Origin of the sequence: Clostridium sulfidigenes (assembly GCF_052067195.1) — a bacterium.
GTDB lineage: Bacteria > Bacillota > Clostridia > Clostridiales > Clostridiaceae > Clostridium_J > Clostridium_J sulfidigenes.
In genome coordinates, this window is sequence record NZ_JBQHQR010000004.1 from 138,591 (window position 1) to 156,959 (window position 18,369).

Consider the following 18,369-nt stretch of genomic DNA (forward strand, 5'->3'; position numbering starts at 1 on the left):
CTTAACTTTCTTGTCACCCTTCTTATCTTTGCCAGTATTCTTAGCTGCCTTTTTATCTTCCTTACCCCTACCTCTAGACATATCTTCCTCCTAAATTAATAATTTATATAGTAAAATATATTAATCTTCATAGAGAAATATACTGAAATTATCATTACCAGAAATAAAAACTAGTAAAATTAAAGTTAATAAAAATATCCCTCATTGCAGCTTTATTATCTGCAATAAGGGATATTTATTAATTTTATGGGAAAATGTATATTTAATCTTTAAAATTTATCTATTATTATTTATAGAACTCTTGAGTTGCATAAACTCTATTACCAGCTTTATATACACCTACACCTATACTTTCAAAATTAGTTGATAGTATATTCTTTCTATGACCTTCTGAATTCATCCAGTTAGTCATAAATTGATTAGCTAATGCAGTTGGGTCAGATACTCCCCCTATATATGCTATATTTTCTCCCCAAGCTCTATATGAAACTCCATCAGCCTTCATTTTAGTTGTTATAAGATTTCCACTTAAGTCTTGGTGACTAAAATAATTTTTATCTCCCATATCTTGAGATTTAATTCTAGCATATTTTTCCATAGTTTTGTTATAAGTTAAAGGCGCTACTCCAGCTTTAGCTCTCTCTTCGTTTACTTTATTAAATATAGCTTGTTCAACTTGAGCCATAAACTTCTCATTAACAACTGGTGCCTCTGGTACTACTGGTGTTTCAGGCACAACTGGTGCTTCAGTAACAGGAGTTTTAGTTGACGTATCCTGTCCTGTTGATGGTTGTGTCGTTGGCTTGGTAGTTGGTTCTGTTGTTGGTTGTTCCACTACTGGTTCCTTTACTTGGTCTTTTGACGGTGTACTTGGTACTGTAGTACAATTATTTTGATTTATTATAATCTTTTTCATAGCTTCAAAGTCAGTTGTAAAGTTTCCACTCATAAATTTAGTATAATCTACATTGCCATATTGATTGTTACTTATAGTTCTATAACTCACAGTTTTCACTTGACTTCTAGTCTTTACAGCAGCTTCAGCTTGTACTCCACCTACGAATGTACTTCCTACTAATAATAATGTTAATATTGATAATGTTCTCGATTTCATTTCCATTCCTCCTATATTTGGACTTAATAACTTGTCCACTTTTCTAGTAGTTAATGTACTTTTACGTCTAACCACCTTGTCCTATATTTATAACATATAAATTTTAAATTTATAATGGTTGATAATTTCTAATGAATGATACATTATCCTCCAAAGGTAAATATTCTCGATAATGGATTTATTAATCAAACTAAAAATAAGAATATTACTGGATTTCAGGATTTTTGTAAAAATATCCATAGATAAAATTACTAAAAATAATTTTATAAGATTTATGAATATCTGAATGTTTTTCATTATAATTTTCCACATTTTTTAAATATCTTTGAAGAATTAATAATAAAAAGGCGGTATTTATACCGCCTTAATTATACTAAATCATTAATTATTATATTCATTAATCCCAATTGCCCACTGTTCATCAATAACTTGAAAACCCTTGTATACCTTTTTCTCTATATTATTTAAGTATTTATCTCTTATAAAATTATATATTTTCATATCTATATTGTACAATGGTGTTTCCCCTTTTTCATCTATAAGTATAAAAAACATACTATCTTTAATAATATCATAATCAAAATATATCTTTTTAGTACAAAAATCCAAATTAGTGTCTACTAAATTAGTAATATAATATAATTTATATATTTCCATAACTCTATCATCTAAATTACAGTCTAAAATTTTAATTTTTTCTATTAAATCATAGTTACTAGTTACAATTCTAAGTTTATAATCATTACCAAATTGAGGCAAGATTTCATCTGATAATGCTTCTAGCTCTTTAGCTAATTCATCGTTATCTCTACTATAATTTGTTATTAAATATATCATCTCTCTTTTATTCATATCATGATACAAACAATCATATTCAAAGGTTGATACATGTCCACATATAGGACATGTAAATTTAAAAAAGTCATTATCTAATACTTTCTCTTTTATTCTTTCATCTATAGTTACATTAATGCTATTCCATAACTTAATGTTGCTTTTTATCAAACAATTTGGACAGGTTACTTCCACATTCCTCTTTAAAGCCATAAGTATCCCCCTCTTTTTATTAATAGCCTTAGAAAAAGTTTTATATCTATATTGTATATTTTATCACATTACGTTGTAAATGTAACTGCATTATTTTCTAAATATTAAAACTTTTATCTCCAATTTTATTCTTTTTCTATAAATACAACAGAAAAAGCTACATCTTATATAGACATAGCTTTCAACTCCACTTGAACTGGTAGTCATGGATTAAATATTCCTCATCTCCTTAATCCAATTTACTAACATTAACTCCATTTCTGCATCCCCTTTAACTGGATACTTCTCAGATAACTTTATGGCCTCTTCATAATAACCTAATGCTTTTTCATTATTATTATTATAGAAAGTTTCATAAGCCATCATTAATCTCTTTTTTCCTATCATAAATTTAGAAGCTTTTATATATTTTTTAAGATTTTTATCATATATGCTATCAATAAACTCCTTATTGCAATCACCTATGAGTTCTAAAAACATTTTTTCGCAATTTATTTCATTTCTATACAATGGGATTATCTTATTAATCCATGGTGTAAAATCTTCAATACACATTCTTGCCCTTGTAAAATCCATATTATCCAAATACCAATTGTACTCCATAAGTTTAAGTGAAGAATTAAGTGGATTCAATAAGTTACTTCCTTTATTCAACTTAAATTCTTCCAATTCCATATCTTTAATTCGCATTCCTTGTGATTGTAGTCCATTAACCCTAAGTTGTAAATAAAACCCTCTTCTTGCATCTTCATCTTTCAACATAGATATAACATTATATCCATCATTAGAAATTCCTCCAACCTTTAAAGGAATTATGTTAGTAAGAGCTGCAAATATACCTGCTCCACTAATCAATATTAGTATTGTTGAAATTAAAACAGGAATTCCTTCTATTAAAACAACTAGTAGTATACCTACTCCTGCTACTATTAGATTCATTATTCCTCCGCCATAGTTATACATTATGAATGGATATCTTCCATCCTTTATTTCTGGAGGCATCATAAGACACTGACCTGCTGTGCCTGGTATACCAAACTTTTTATAGCTTATTTTATCTTTGTCTTTAATTATAGTTAAAGATCCTATCCTAAAGGATACAAAAGAATATCCTGTGATAAATCCAAATAAAAGATGTCCTGCTTCATGAATAATAATATGAATTATATACCCTAAGAAAAATATTAGTATAAGTCCATAGTATTTAAGTAATTCCAAAAGAAAATTATCACTTTTGATATAGGTATCCATAAAACTTTTAAAATAACTTGCAGATAAAAACCCTATACCAGCTCCAATAGCTCCACAAACCACTAAAAATATAAGCCCAGATAAAAAGTTGCTTTTCTTTTTATTTCCCTTTTTAGTTATTTCTTTTTTTTCATTAATCATTAAAAACCTCCGTTTTATTAACATTTAATATGAATACAAACTTGTATTCATATTAAATTATATATTATCTTGTCTATATATACTATGATTTATATAGATAACATATAGCACATATGTTTCTTTTAAAGTATATTATGCACTTTTATTAAATGGCTCTATTGAAAATTTAAAAATATAATTTATAGATAATTTAGGCATAATTATTTATTATTTTTATATAAATATATTAGATGTGTATGTGGAGGTTATTTATGGCTAAAAAAACTAAACTCCTACTACTCCTATGTATATTAATTATTATAGTGCTACTCAACAAATGTTCAACCACTGATGGCAACTACAAAACTAGTAAATCTAAGGAACACTCTTCAAAGAGCTCTATAGAAATGACCTATAAAAGTTTTAAGGGTTATAAATACAAAATTCTTAAGTTAGACACGGATGACCAGTTAACTCTTAATATAAAGGTTGAAAATGAAGGTGGAAACTTGGCTATATTACTAATCGATGAGGATGACCACACATTATATAAAACCGAAAACATAGATAGTTCTTTAATTCAAACTATAGTCATACCTCATGATGGAAAATACAAAATACAGGTTGAAGGAGATCATAGCGGGAGTTTTAAAATAAGTTGGGATGTAGATTAAATTTCACATTCCGACTTTTTTTATTTTATTTAAACTATCCTACAACAACATAACATTTAATAGGTATTCTCTTAAGCTATTTTATTGAAATTAGAATTATAAACTTTACTGCTCTAATGAAAATACCTTAATCTATATCCATTCATAGCAGTATCACCTAGCTTTTCTACTAACTTATAATTAGCTACAGCTCCTACTGCTCCTCCTATAACTGGTACAAGCTGAAAAAACTTAGCTAAATCTATATAATCCCTATACTCCTGTTGAAAGATCCTCCAATCAAAGTTTTCTTTATCCAAAGGCAACTTATCTGAATATGATTTCCAATTATTTAATATGTGAAATACTTCTATTCTTCTTTTATCACTACAGAAAGCAATTTGAAATATGTAAAGAAGGTGTAATCTCTCTCTATAATCTTTTGTGTCATAACCGTATATACTAGCAATCTCATATAACAGCTTAATTTTTATACTTAACAAAATAGGAAAATCAGCTAACCCTACAAAAAAACCACCAAATCCTGTGCTAGCTCCACTTACTGTTGCTATCTTTCTATATAATTGAATCTTTTCCTTTACTAACATTTCTCTTTCTATTATTGGCATATATGTTATAGGTTCCAATGTAGTATATTCAGACCCTAAAATAACTACTTTAACCATATTTTTTATAACTTCTGTAACCATAACATGAAATTTTTCTGGAATAAATCCGTTCATTTTATCTTGTATATTTTTAGAAAGCTTATTTCCAATAGTAGGTTTTCTCATCATTTCTCTTTTCCACTCCATTAGCTCTCCATATATTATATCTTCGTACATATCCATCTCATCACCTTATTTCTTTAATATATACTATATTTTATCACACTTCATATATTTTTAACCAATTGTAAAAGAGCAGATTACTCTGCTCTTATTTACGATTTCTTTGATTAGCACAACAATCTACTATGCTATCTACTAAGTTCTGAGACATACATAAAATTGTACACATTAACTGACGATTTGAGCACATCATGTAATTTAGCATTTGACTATTAATACATCTATAGTATTGAGAGTTTGTATATACATTTTGACAATAAAGAAGTATTAATATTAATATTAGTAGTCTATCTTCCTTTCTTTGACATCTAACTTCCTTGGCATCAACAACTCCACCTACTCCACCGTCAGTGGAATCACAATCACAATCACAATCGCACTCATAATTGCAATCATATTTACAATCATAGTTGCAATTATCATTGCAATCACATTTATCCTTACAATTATAGTTATCTTTACAATTGTTCATTTAATAACTCCATAATTCTTGCTATATTTTATGTTATGTATGATGCTTCAAATAAGTCACACTATATTACAAAAAATAAATTTTATTTTGTTGACCGCGAACAAATGTTCTGATATAATTTTTATATGGATTATTTATTTTATTGTAGAAGGTGAGTTTAAATGGAGATTAGTGAAAAGCTTAGGATATTAAGTGGAGCAGCAAAATATGATGTATCATGCTCCTCATCAGGTTCTAATCGTCGAGGAATCAAAGGTGCTTTAGGTTCTTCTGCTCCTAGTGGTATATGTCACTCCTTTACTCCAGATGGAAGATGTATATCTCTTTTAAAAATTTTATTAACTAATTACTGCATATACGATTGTGCCTATTGTATTAATAGGCGGACTAATGATGTAGAAAGAGCTGCTTTTACCGTAGATGAAGTGATAAACTTAACTATGAACTTTTATAGAAGAAACTATATTGAAGGATTATTTTTAAGCTCGGCAGTAATTAAAAATCCTAATTACACTATGGAACTGTTAACATCAGTTGTAAAAAAGCTAAGAAATAATTTTAACTTTCGTGGATATATTCATCTTAAAGCTATTCCAGGAGCTGATGAAGATCTAATAAAAGAAGCTGGCCAATATGTAGATAGAATGAGCGTTAATATTGAGCTTCCTTCTAATAATTCCCTAAAACTTCTAGCCCCTGAAAAAAATAAGCAGGATATATTTACTCCTATGAAATCCATAAAAAATAATATAATTATAAGTAATGGAGAGAGAAAATTATCTAAAAAAGCTACTTTATTTGTACCTGGTGGGCAAAGCACTCAATTAATTGTAGGCGCAACCAAAGAAGATGATTTAGACATTTTGAATCTTACAGAAAATCTCTATGGCAACTTCTTACTAAAAAGAGTCTATTATTCAGCCTACATTCCAGTAAATAATGGTAAAAATTTGCCCAATTTTAAAACCCCACCTACCCTTAGAGAACATAGACTTTATCAAGGAGATTGGTTACTACGGGTATATGGTTTTAAAGCTGAAGAACTTCTTAATAAACAAAATCCAAATTTTGATATAAATTTTGATCCTAAAACTAATTGGGCTCTAAATAATCTTCATATCTTTCCTTTAGAAATTAATACAGCTTCCTATGAACTATTAATTCGAATACCTGGTATAGGTATTCGAGGAGCTAAAAAGATAATTAGTGCTCGAAGAATTGGTTTTCTCACCTTTCAGGATTTAAAAAAATTAGGAGTTGTTTTAAAACGAGCTCAATACTTTATAGTATGTAAGGGTAAGTATTACGGTTCTGTGGATTTAGATGAAGAAAAAGTAAGATCTGTGCTAAAACCTAAAATTGACTTAAACTATATTGAAAATGAAAGGTATGAACAATTAAGCTTTCTTGGCTTTAACTATAATAACAGTTCTATACCAATTTTAGATAAGGAATATAATAAACTTATATTATCCTCATCCTCCCAAGATGATATAAACTCCTTAGATAAAACTTTACTGCTAGAGGATAGAGGTTCCTATATAACTGGAGAACTATAAATATAATAAAGTTATAGGTGGTGTTGCAACATGAAAGAATTTTTATACGATGGTTCCTTTGAGGGACTTTTAACTACAATTTTCTATGCCTATAGTTATAAAGAGGAAGTGAAAATTACCAAGTCTTCCTCATATGTTCATAGCTTAATTACAACAACAGAAGAAATAACTACTGAAGAAGACAAATTTAATAGAGTATATTCTAGTATAAAAGATAACCTTAGTTACTTAACACTTAAAAATGTATACTATTTGTATTTAAGTGCTCTCCCCTATTCTGAGGATTTAATATTTAAATACCTTAAACTATGTTACAAATTTGGAGATAGCATTAATTTAGCTAAAAATAATGATATTATCTTAACTGTAGATAAATATTGCAGAAGAGTCTCTTTAGAAGCTCATAGATTTACTGGATTTGTTAGATTTAAAGAAATAGCTCCCTTTACCTTTTATTCAGTTATAGAGCCTGATCATAATATTCTTCCCCTTATTCAGACTCATTTTATAGAAAGATTTTCTGACCAAAATTTTATAATTCATGATATAAAGAGAGAGCTTGCTTTAATATATAATAAAAAAGACGGTATTATCTCATCTTTTTCTAACGCTCAGGGTGAATATCTAGAAGCTTCCTCTCTCAATGATAATTTTGAAAACCTTTGGAGAGAATTCTACAATGCTATAAATATAAAGGAACGAGAAAATCTTAAATTAACACGCAGAAGCATGCCCACCAGATATTGGAATCACTTACCTGAAGTAAAATAAAGTCATATACAAAGTTTCCCCTTTGTATATGACCTTATTTCCATGCAATAGAAACTCTACCTTCCATTACTTTATTTTCTCTAAAAATTTGTATTCTCCTTGAGCATGTACTTGTTCAAGTAAATTATTATATAAGTCTTTTAATTCTTCAGGAGTAGTCATACCTATTTTATCTATTTCATTGGTATGCTCCTTAAAATATAACTTTGTGCTTATATATTTACCATGAATACTGTCTAATACATAAAGTATATTTTTATCATCTAATTCTATTTTCATATTGTCACCCAGTATAGATAAATTTATATAAATTTTCTATACCATTTCCTTTCTATAAATTACTAATTAAAATCTACTTCTATTTAAGTTTATACTGTAATCTAATAATAATGTATATTCTATATAAATACTATTTTTCCTTCAATTTAATTTAAAGTATTAATACTTATAGTATTTTATTCTTTCACCCAATATTTTTTACAATCATTAGATCTGCTTAAAAATCCATATTCAATTAATGCTCTTCTTACAGTGGCATAGTCTTCATATATCCTAGCCAATATTCTATTTATTTCTTTCTCTGGATAAGTTTTTCCTATAGTAAAATTTCTTGTTATTTGCTCTAAAACTATAATCTTTTTCTTTTCCTTAGATGGATATCTTTTCAAACTACCATCTTCATTAATATAATTTTGTATAACTTGAAGCTTTTCTTCAGTAGTTATATTAAATCTATCATCTAAAGTAGTAGCAGTCTTATGAGCATCACAAATAGTGCCCTCTTCTAATTTGTTTATCTTCTTATTAGTACTTTCATTTAATAATTCCATCATTGCTAAATATAGCTTTGCCTGCTTTTCTTTTTCTCTTAACTTGTATCGATGATTTCTTATAGTAGAAGTGGCAACTCCTAATCTACTGGCTATTTCTTTATCTGATATACCTTCTGCAAAAAGCTTTAATACTTCCCTCTGTACATCTGTAACCCCAGTAAAAATAGCATTCATATTTAGTAGATATTCCAACATGGAATTATGGGCATTCTGAATGTGAAGCTCTGCTGCTTTCCATGATTCATAAAATTCTTCATCTATTCTATAGACTTTTCCATTTTGGAATGTTTTACCACAAATTAAACATTTAATAGTATCCCCTTCTTGAATATATCCCTTTTTAAGCTCTTCCATGGTTGAATTCCAGAATATTTCATTAGATTTTACTTCTAAAACTCCACTGTTTTTAATATCTTTATTTTCTGTATCCACACTCTTTATATTACTTTTTTTTATATCTATTTTATTATTCATGGGTTTCCTCACTATTTCTCCAATATTCTGATCCATCCTTTTTTCTACATAAAAATTTATAATCTATTAAACTCCTACGCAGCAAAAAATAATCTTCAAAAGTATGCCATTTTTTAATAATATCATTAACTTCCTTCTCATTATATAAACAGTCATACTTAAACTTAGTAGCTAAATATTTCAGAATCTCAATTTTTACTTCTTTCTTCTTTGGCCATATTTTTATTCTACCTTCATCATCAATAAATCTATCCATCTTTTCCACTATAATACCTCCCTTAATCAAATATATCATATTATTCTATAATATAATAATATGATATATTTAAGGTTTTGTCTATGTATTTATAGATATATTATAATTTTGTTTGTAATTATACTTTTGTCTTATAAATTAAACAAACTATTATTAGGATTTATTGAAAAATAAACAGGCAGTTATAATAACAACCTGTTTATATAATACTTTATAAATATAGACCTTATTCTACTACTATGTCTTAATTTAATTTTGAATAATTTTTCCCTTTTCTCTAAACTCTCTAAAAGTAATAATCTCATCAATAAGTAAAATTATTAGTAAAATCGTAGAACAAATTGGCCATATTGGATAAATTATTTCATATGCTTGATTTATCACTCCCTTTAAATACTTTACTCCAATAAAGCTTAAAAAAGTCCAAGCTATAGAAAACTCTAAACATATAATTCCCTTAAAATTATACTTAAGATCAGTATAGTCCCAGTAATTTTTGTTAAAATGATTTCTCATTATTATTCCCGTTACATATTCCACAGTAGTTGGAATTATAAAACATAATGGTATTAAATAATAAACATTAATTGTAAAAGTAGATTCTATTACTACTAAAATGCTCATAGCTATGGCATACATAGGTTTAAATGGTCCACTTAGAAAGCCATCCTTTTGAAAGTGACCTCTAATACAATAGCAAAACAAATTCTCAATTATCCACCCTACAAATCCATAGAAAAAGAAATTAAATGTAAAATATAATAAAAAACTTACAATATCCATAAATACTCCTCCTTCGGTAGTATTTTTACCTACATTTATGAATTTATTCTAAGTTTTTCTACATTATTATTAGAATTTTTCTTAAGAATCTTTCATTTAAAATACATATTATTAGTTAACACTGATAATATATTTTAAATATAAATATAAGGGAGGTTCTTAAGAACCTCCCTTGTTTTTAATATTATTATACATAAATCTATTTTTTAAATATATCTAATAGACTTTTAAAGAAACCTTTTTCCTCTTTAACTTCTTCTTTTACTACTCCCTTGTCTTTATCTCCCTTATTATCTGCCTCTTCTTTAACTTCCTCTGTTCTCATAACAAATTTAACTTTTCCATTCATAGAATTATTCATACCTGAAAAAGCACCATATTCCTTAGAAAGTTTTACAAGTTCATCCTTAGCTTCAACTACCCCTTGTATATCCTTTATAGCAGTATTACCTTTTTCATTTAACTTATCTAAGCCTTCTTCTTTTAATTTAACAACACCCTTATAAAGTTCTGTGTTGCCTTCTTTTAATTGATTTATACCTTTTAATAATTTCCCTGAATTATCATATAGTTCATTACTTCCATTTAATAATGATGAACTTCCAGCTCTTAACTTATTAGTACCATTTACTAAAGAACCAATTCCTTGAGATAATGCTGTACTTCCATTATACAACTCTGTTGAAGCTTCATTAAGTTTTGCTGAACTTTCCTTTAAAGTGTTAGTACCTTGTAATAAAAGTTGCCCTTTATTTTTAAACTCATTTGACCCCTTAGATAATCCATTTAATCCTTCTTCAAGGTCACCTGCACCAATAGAAGCACCTTTCATTCCTTGTTGTAGTTTTCCTATGCCATCCTTTTGTCCCTGAGATACAGCTTTAATTCCACCACTTGCCTTTGCAATATTATTTGCTAATTCAGGATTAACCTTTGCAACTGAAGCACTCATTGCATCTAATTGAGCTGCTATTGTATCTAAATTTGCTGTAGAATTATTTAGATTAGTTAAACCTTCATTACCTGCAGCTAATCCTTCTTTTAGCTTTGTTGAACCAGTTAAACATGAATTTATCCCTTTATCTATGGAATTATAGGCTGTAAATAATTTAGAAGCGTTGTCTTCATAAGTTTCTATTCCTTTAGAAAATTGTCCTTGAGCATCCTTTAATTGTGAAAGTCCATTTTGTAGCTTATCAGCTCCAGCTTTTAAAGTAGGAGTATTATTAGATAAGCTGTCTATTCCATTACTTAAATCAGCAACTCCATTTTTTAAAGTTCCTACTCCATCATTAAATTTAGCATAGTTGGAACTTAACTGCCCTTGACCATCTACTAGCTTTTTAGAACCTTCTAACAATTCATCCCCACCATTTTGAAGTTGAACAAGGGAATCTTTTAAACTATCTAAACTATCATCATCACTAATATTTTCTAAATCTAGTGCTTCTGTAGTTGCAACCATCATAATAGCTGGTACACTAAAGTTTGTAGTTGTTCCTTCTATTACTAAAGTATCTTTAATATCTAATATACTTCCTAAATTTAAAGACTCTTTTAATCCTGGTGCAGAAACAAAGGTAATTGATGAATTATTTCCATCTTGAATAAGTTTACCATTATCCACCTTTACGTCCTTAAATTTATCATTAGATAACATAATTTCTGAAACTGTGACAAAAGGAACATACAAAGTTCTATTTTCTCCATTGATTTTAACTGTTCGTGATTCATTATTTTTTACTGTTAAAGTTATTTTAAAATTACCTGATTGTCCTAAAGCTTCCTTAGGCTCTACTTTTTTCCCATTAATCTCATAGTTTAGACTAACTGATAAAGGTAATTCTCTCTTACTTTCTCCTTCATAATAAAGATCTTTTCCATCTACCTTCCAAGTTAGTTCCTCTCCACTTATAGTTGGAGTTTCTTCACCCTTAACATTTTTTATATTATCTAAATTACACTTGTCCTTAAATTCTCCTAGATTTTCTTCACCATTTATCCAAGTGGATACTATCTTTTGTTCTGGTTTTCCATTACTATCTAAAATTACATATACTGTTTCATCCTTATTTATTTCTTGTGCCATTGCCACTGTAGAAGTCATCATAGCTGCTACTGTAGCTAACACTATAACTCTCTTAGATAATGCTTTTCTTTTCATTTTTATGCAGCCTCCTCAACATTTTTTATAAAACCTTTACTTGTTTTTATTATTACTTTCTCACTAATTAGCAGAATTCCTGGTAATACAAATAAAATTACAAACATACTTATAATTGCTCCTCTAGCCATTAATGTACATAGAGAACTTACCATTTCCAGTTTAGATATAATACCAACTCCAGCTGTAGCCCCAAAGAATGTCAAAGCGCTAGTAATAATTGATCTAGATGAGCTTTGAACAGCTATTCTCATAGCATCCATTTTGTTTGATGACATTTCAAGTTCTTCTTTAAATCTAGAGGTTAATAATATAGCATAATCCACTGTAGCACCTAATTGTATTGTTCCTATCACTATTGACGCTATGAAAGGAATTACACTACCTGTATAGAAAGGAATACCTAAATTTATAAATATAGCAAGCTCAATAGCAATAACTAAAATTATCGGCAAACTTAATGACATAAATACTAGTGCTATAATTATAAATATAGCTACTATAGATGCAATACTAACATTTTTAAAGTCTATATCTGAAATTTTGATTAAGTCATTAGTCAATGGAGCTTCTCCACTTACTAATCCATCAGAATCATATTTTTTTACTATGTCGTTTATTTTTACAAGTTGTTCCTTTACCTCATCAGTTGCTGCCTTATATTCTGAGTTTACTACAAAAAGCTCATAGCCTCCTGATCTTATCTTTTCTAATAAATCTTTTGGTATAAAGCTCTCTGGTACCCTTGGTCCTAATATTTTCTCTAGGGCAATTACTGAGGATACCCCATCTACCTGTTCTAGTTCATCAGCCATGGCTTTAACTTTATAGTTATCAAGGCTATCTTTAATTAAAATCATGTTTGTAGATGTCATTCCGTAGTCATTCTTCAACTTATTGGTTCCCACGATAGATGGTAAATCCTTTGGAAGGGACTCATCTAAATTGTAATATACTTTAGCATTAACCTTACCTATAAATGCAGGGATAAATACTAAAATTCCTATTAATACAAAGGCTTTATGGTGTTTTACCACAAATTCAGAAGTCTTCTCAAAGGTTGGTAGTAAAGTTTTATGTCTGTATTTATGAATAACCCTATCAAATGTAAGAATTAAAGCAGGTAAAACAGTTACTGTACATATAACTCCAAGTAATACTCCTTTAGCCATAACTAGCCCTATATCTTTACCAAGAGCTAAGTCCATTGTACAAAGAGCTAAAAATCCAGCTATTGTAGTTAATGAACTTCCTGCTACAGAAATCATTGTATTTGCTATAGCATTTGCCATAGCTATTACTTTGTCCTTTTGAACTTCTCTTTCTTCATCATATCTGTGAAGTAAGAAAATTGAATAATCCATAGTTACTCCAAGTTGCAATATTGCTGACAGAGCCTTAGTTATATAGGATATCTCTCCAAAAATAATATTACTTCCCATATTATAAATTACTGCAATTCCTATACTTCCTAAGAATATAACTGGTATTACCACTGAATCCATAGTCAGTGCTAGAACTATTAAAGATAATACTACTGCTATTAATACATAAAATGGAGTTTCCTTATCTGATAAGTCCTTAGTATCTTTAACTATTCCAGCCATCCCACTTAGAAAGCTTTGTTCTCCAGCAACCTTTCTTATATCTTCTACAGCATTTTGTGTAATAATATTAGCACTACCTTCCTCTAGCATTATTACCATCATAGTTGAATCCTTAGCATAAAACACATCTTGTATGCTACCAGGAAGTATATCCTTAGGAATTGGTGAATCCAAAACATCATTTATCCATAATACCTTTTGTACCCCTTGAATTTTTTCCACCTTTTCCTTTATTTTTGCTACATCCTTATCTTCCATACCTTCTACTATCAGCATACTAAGTGATCCACAATCAAAATCTCTTTTTAGAATCTCTTCTGCTTTTACAGTTTCTAAATCATCTGGTAAATAGCTTAGTATATCGTAATTAATTTTAGTCTTAATAAACCCCCATACAGATGGAATAAGTAATAAAAATGCTAAAACTAAAATTATAACTCTACTCTCAGCTATCTTCTTAGATATCTTTGCCATAGTTCATGTCCATCTCCCTTTCCTTAATATCTCTCAATTCTATACCGACCAGTCAGTTTCATCAATTGTCGCTTATCTTAGATTTCTTCACTTTTTCACTACTTAAAACGTTTTCATGGCACATTATCTTAATTTATCTTCACTTTTCATAGCATCACATCTTTTTAAAGTAATATTTTTACAACAATGAATTTCTAATCCTATTTTCCTTCAATAAAAATTAACTTTATTCTTTATCTCCATTGAGAATCGCCATTCTGATCCCAATGAAATTTTCTGAAAATTGAACCTATGTTTCATATCTGTAAATATCTTCATTAAGAGTAAAAAATATATTAACAAATTATTTACTTATTAATAATTTGTAACAACTGATACTTACTATTAAAATCTATTTCCTTTATAAAAATAAAAATAGCAAGAATTAATTTCTTGCTATTTCGCATACACTACATTGCCAAATCTATAAGAGAAGATTTAATTATTGGCATACCTTTTTCATTTTTCCCTTCTAATACCCCATAAATCCTAACTACATCTCCGTCTGATATTTTTAAACTTTTAAAATTAAGTTTTCCTAATTCCCATGTAACTACATAAGACTTGACCTCATCTCCTTCATTTTGTGTGATTATGAAATTAGCTTTGTCTATATTCTCCCCTAAAGAATTTATTGAAGATACAACTCCTACTGCAAATACTTTTTCTCCTTCTAATTCTCCACTTTCTACTTGTGAACTTTGAACTTGTATCGCAGTATCTCTTATATCTATGTTTACATTATTATCTTCTACTGGTTCCTCAATTTGAGTTCCATTGCTTTCATCTTTGTTAGAGTTTTTAATAGACTTATTGCATCCTACCATGGAAGTAACGGCAACACTTAAACACATTATAATCAACAATACTTTTTTCATTTTTTCATCTCCTATATTCTCTTTATAAGCTATATATATCAATGTCAACGTGAAAATAATACATTATTTACAAAGATAAATTATGTATATGTATCATAAGGTTCATATTTTACAACTTTGGAATTAGATAAATATTCATATAAATCCTCATGGTCATCTATTGTAAACTTACGCAGTAAAAGCCTATCAGTATATAAATATTGTTGCTCCATTTTGTAACCCTCCATTTAAAATTATTATTACAATATTATGGTACCTAACTCCCGTCGCTTGGTCAACATATTTTTCTAAATTTTCTATTATTTCCATAAACAATTTTATACTAAATTTAAATGAAATAAAAATAAGGCTAGTAAGACTTTCATTAGTCTACTGCCCTTAATTTCACTTTTGGTAAATTATATAAATATATTTTATAATTAAAACATTTTTAATTTAGCTAATTTAAAAATTCATCTTGAAAATATGATAGTAGCACTTTTAGAATCACTAAGCAATTCCTAATGCTACGTTTACCATTTTATTTGTTCTTGTAGATGCTGCTATTATCTTTTCATAGAGTTCATTATCATTATATCCTTGATTTAAATATTTATTTTCATAATACTCAAAAGGTAGATTAGTATTATTAATACTTAATTTTTCTGCCAACATTCTATCTGCCATTAGCTTTCTAGCTTGTGCTCTATACTTATTTCTTAAAAAGTGAGCTTGCTTTGCTTGTTCTTTTATTGATAATGATTTATCTATTTCATTAATAATGTTTTTATCACGTTTATTATACCATATTCTTACTTCTAAATTGTCTAATTTTCCTATTAATTCCTTGTATCTATTAAAATTATTTGCTGTTCTTACCTCTTTAACCTTTCTTACATATTTCATTCTTTACCATTATATCATATTTGTTAAAATCTTTCAAATTGCATCTTTATATACACCCTTTACTCACATCACCTATAATCTGAATTCCTTCAAACCCGCATGAATAAAACAACTATTTAAATAGTTAAATAGTTTCCTATATAAATTATAAAGTCCGTTAACATTCATTTGATCACTTCTTTGTACTACTTACAAATATCTAACGGAGTTCTTTTAACAACTACATATAAATTTCAAAATTTTGCCTCTTCAAGACCTTCAATATATAGGCATAGGCTATTCTTATATTCATAAGTATGAAATTAGTAGCAATCCTAATAATGAGAGCATAAAAGTATTTCTAATAAACTTAACATATTTAAAAGACTAGGTCTCAGTATAATTAACCTAATCTTTACTCATATAAAATATAATCCTATTAAAACTCTATATGTTGTATTCTTTTACTACTCTTATACTCCTTGGAGATTCTCTTTTTCTTGTTATATATCCCTTTTCTTCAAGCTTATTTAAATGTGCATGAACCGTAGATGTAGATGTTATACCTACAATATCACATAACTCTCTAACTGTTGGTGAAATACTCTCCCTCTGTACATATTCATTTATGGCATTAAGAACTATCCCTTGCTTTTTAGTCAACATTTTATAACCCCCTATAAATACATTTTATCAAACATTTGTTCTCTTTTCAATTATGTGTTTATAAAAAGACTAATAAAGATTTTACTCCCTACTAGCCTTAAATATTATTTACCTAACTTCTTACAATAATCTATAGCCTTATCTAATGTTTCCTCTCTATTCTTACCCTGGATAAGTACATTTGTATGTCCACTCTTATTCTTAGCTTCTCCTACTGCAATAACTGTTTTATACTGTCCATAGTAAGCATATGGTCTTAAACAGTTTATTGTTGGACAGTTAATCCTATCAGCTATTACCTCAGCTATAGCTTGGTCTGTTGCATTTGAATATTGTATAATATAATCCATTTTCTTATCTTCTTTGGTATCTGTACTAGGTTTTGGTTTTGTTGGTTTAGATAAGTTAGCTTTAGGATTAATTAATTCAGGATAATCAACATAGCAATAGTTCATATCTACATTACCACTAATACCATTTACTCTTCCATCACTAGCATATTGCCACATATCATGTTTACCTTTATAGGTACAAGTTGTATTATATTGAGCCACCCACTTAACCCATTTATTAAACCTGTTATCTGTTAGCTTATTACTAAACCAGGATGTATTTGCATAAATACCTGCCCAATAACCAGCTTTTTCTATAGTATTACAAAATACCTCTGCAATATCTGCTATAAATTTATTAGAGCACTTACCTGTAGTCCCTGCATCTTCTAAATCATAATAAACTGGATATTTTAGTTCATATCCTTTTATTAATCTTAGGACATGATCTGCTTCACTTTTGGCTTGTGATATTGAGGTTGCATAAGAATAAATATAAACTCCAAAGGGTATGCCAAGTCTAGTACATTCTTTAGCATTTCTATGGAATTGCTTGTCATCCTGGCTTGTTATGTTATCACCATATCCTATACTTAAAATTGCATAATCTATTTGACTTTTAACCTTATCCCAATCTATAGTCCCTTGGTGATGTGATACATCTATCCCTCTTAATTTCATAATCCATTCCTCCTTAAATTTAAAAAGCAAAAGAGCAAGGTTTCCCTTACTCTAAATCTATCTTATTTTCTTTAATGGCCTGTCTTGCACTAGACTGTCCAAAATAAAAAGCAATTACCATACTAAATATGGTTAGAAACTCTGAAGAACTTATAAAACCTCTTAGGCTTAATATCGCAAATACTATAGTTAATAGTAATGCTATAAGCTTTTTAATCTGTAATAAACCTTTTAATAATTCCATAGTTAAAACCTACCTTTCTAACTTTTCCTCTATTTTATCTACACTTTTTTTAACATGATCTAGAATATTAAACCTTTGTGTTAGGTCTGAAATTATCTCCTGGTATTTCCCCTCTCTCTTTGAGTTCTCTTTTAAGACATAAAAAAGAAGATATGCAAAAAATACTGCAAACACTCCTTGACTAGCAACCATTTTAACTATTTCATTTTCCATCCTACACCTTCCTTTTTACATAA

General features: G+C 28.4%; 21 protein-coding genes. 3 read left to right on the forward strand and 18 right to left on the reverse strand.

The window, feature by feature from the left end; translation table 11 throughout:
• Positions 1–286: 286 nt before the first annotated feature.
• The 3 genes from ACTNBA_RS06080 to ACTNBA_RS06090 form a co-directional block, all read right to left on the reverse strand.
• Complete coding sequence (locus ACTNBA_RS06080) at positions 287–1,114, reverse strand: CAP domain-containing protein (protein ID WP_441073043.1); 828 nt, start codon at positions 1,112–1,114, stop codon at positions 287–289.
• 381 nt (positions 1,115–1,495) lie between these two features.
• A complete protein-coding gene (locus ACTNBA_RS06085) occupies positions 1,496–2,161 on the reverse strand; it encodes a CpXC domain-containing protein (RefSeq protein ID WP_441073044.1) in 666 nt (221 codons plus the stop codon).
• Between the two features lie 210 nt (positions 2,162–2,371).
• Positions 2,372–3,553: a zinc metalloprotease gene (locus ACTNBA_RS06090; protein ID WP_441073045.1), complete on the reverse strand. Its 1,182-nt coding sequence runs from the start codon at positions 3,551–3,553 to the stop codon at positions 2,372–2,374.
• A gap of 251 nt (positions 3,554–3,804) precedes the next feature.
• Between ACTNBA_RS06090 and ACTNBA_RS06095 the strand changes: the two genes are divergently transcribed.
• Positions 3,805–4,206, forward strand: a complete 402-nt coding sequence (locus ACTNBA_RS06095) for a hypothetical protein (protein ID WP_441073046.1) — start codon at positions 3,805–3,807, stop codon at positions 4,204–4,206.
• 113 nt (positions 4,207–4,319) lie between these two features.
• On the opposite strand, the gene ACTNBA_RS06100 is transcribed toward ACTNBA_RS06095, so the two are convergent.
• Complete coding sequence (locus ACTNBA_RS06100) at positions 4,320–5,036, reverse strand: EcsC family protein (RefSeq protein ID WP_150843749.1); 717 nt, start codon at positions 5,034–5,036, stop codon at positions 4,320–4,322.
• A gap of 88 nt (positions 5,037–5,124) precedes the next feature.
• Positions 5,125–5,508 (reverse strand): hypothetical protein, encoded by a 384-nt coding sequence (locus ACTNBA_RS06105; RefSeq protein ID WP_150843748.1) that lies wholly within the window; start codon positions 5,506–5,508, stop codon positions 5,125–5,127.
• Between the two features lie 161 nt (positions 5,509–5,669).
• Between ACTNBA_RS06105 and ACTNBA_RS06110 the strand changes: the two genes are divergently transcribed.
• Together ACTNBA_RS06110 and ACTNBA_RS06115 are read left to right on the forward strand one after the other, a co-directional pair.
• On the forward strand, positions 5,670–7,067 hold the full coding sequence (locus ACTNBA_RS06110; protein ID WP_150843747.1) for a putative DNA modification/repair radical SAM protein: 1,398 nt from the start codon (positions 5,670–5,672) through the stop codon (positions 7,065–7,067).
• A gap of 30 nt (positions 7,068–7,097) precedes the next feature.
• Positions 7,098–7,838 carry a TIGR03915 family putative DNA repair protein gene (locus tag ACTNBA_RS06115; RefSeq protein WP_441073047.1) on the forward strand — a complete coding sequence of 247 codons (741 nt, stop codon included), beginning with the start codon at positions 7,098–7,100 and terminating at the stop codon, positions 7,836–7,838.
• A gap of 66 nt (positions 7,839–7,904) precedes the next feature.
• Here ACTNBA_RS06115 and ACTNBA_RS06120 read toward each other — a convergent pair whose 3' ends face one another.
• From ACTNBA_RS06120 to ACTNBA_RS06180, 13 genes are all read right to left on the reverse strand, one after another.
• The gene (locus tag ACTNBA_RS06120) at positions 7,905–8,117 is read right to left on the reverse strand and encodes a hypothetical protein (protein ID WP_150843745.1); all 213 of its coding nucleotides are present in this window, start codon (positions 8,115–8,117) and stop codon (positions 7,905–7,907) included.
• A gap of 176 nt (positions 8,118–8,293) precedes the next feature.
• Entirely contained in the window at positions 8,294–9,025 is a 732-nt protein-coding gene (locus ACTNBA_RS06125; RefSeq protein ID WP_441073222.1) for a DUF2087 domain-containing protein, read from the reverse strand.
• Between the two features lie 112 nt (positions 9,026–9,137).
• Entirely contained in the window at positions 9,138–9,401 is a 264-nt protein-coding gene (locus ACTNBA_RS06130; protein WP_242844065.1) for a DUF2087 domain-containing protein, read from the reverse strand.
• A gap of 249 nt (positions 9,402–9,650) precedes the next feature.
• Positions 9,651–10,184, reverse strand: coding sequence for a putative ABC transporter permease (locus ACTNBA_RS06135; RefSeq protein ID WP_441073048.1), 534 nt, complete (start codon positions 10,182–10,184; stop codon positions 9,651–9,653).
• Positions 10,185–10,383: 199 nt separating this feature from the next.
• Positions 10,384–12,348 (reverse strand): hypothetical protein, encoded by a 1,965-nt coding sequence (locus ACTNBA_RS06140; protein WP_441073049.1) that lies wholly within the window; start codon positions 12,346–12,348, stop codon positions 10,384–10,386.
• 2 nt (positions 12,349–12,350) lie between these two features.
• Positions 12,351–14,429, reverse strand: coding sequence for an efflux RND transporter permease subunit (locus ACTNBA_RS06145; RefSeq protein ID WP_441073050.1), 2,079 nt, complete (start codon positions 14,427–14,429; stop codon positions 12,351–12,353).
• Between the two features lie 449 nt (positions 14,430–14,878).
• Positions 14,879–15,346, reverse strand: coding sequence for a hypothetical protein (locus ACTNBA_RS06150; protein WP_441073051.1), 468 nt, complete (start codon positions 15,344–15,346; stop codon positions 14,879–14,881).
• Positions 15,347–15,426: 80 nt separating this feature from the next.
• Positions 15,427–15,558, reverse strand: a complete 132-nt coding sequence (locus tag ACTNBA_RS06155) for a GNAT family N-acetyltransferase (RefSeq protein WP_198028539.1) — start codon at positions 15,556–15,558, stop codon at positions 15,427–15,429.
• A 277-nt stretch (positions 15,559–15,835) separates the two neighbouring features.
• A complete protein-coding gene (locus ACTNBA_RS06160; protein ID WP_035129410.1) occupies positions 15,836–16,231 on the reverse strand; it encodes a hypothetical protein in 396 nt (131 codons plus the stop codon).
• Between the two features lie 426 nt (positions 16,232–16,657).
• A complete protein-coding gene (locus ACTNBA_RS06165) occupies positions 16,658–16,876 on the reverse strand; it encodes a LexA family protein (protein ID WP_441073052.1) in 219 nt (72 codons plus the stop codon).
• 104 nt (positions 16,877–16,980) lie between these two features.
• Entirely contained in the window at positions 16,981–17,889 is a 909-nt protein-coding gene (locus tag ACTNBA_RS06170) for a glycoside hydrolase family 25 protein (RefSeq protein ID WP_441073053.1), read from the reverse strand.
• A gap of 46 nt (positions 17,890–17,935) precedes the next feature.
• A complete protein-coding gene (locus ACTNBA_RS06175; RefSeq protein ID WP_441073054.1) occupies positions 17,936–18,133 on the reverse strand; it encodes a hypothetical protein in 198 nt (65 codons plus the stop codon).
• 9 nt (positions 18,134–18,142) lie between these two features.
• Positions 18,143–18,346 (reverse strand): BhlA/UviB family holin-like peptide, encoded by a 204-nt coding sequence (locus ACTNBA_RS06180; protein WP_441073055.1) that lies wholly within the window; start codon positions 18,344–18,346, stop codon positions 18,143–18,145.
• Positions 18,347–18,369 lie beyond the last annotated feature (23 nt).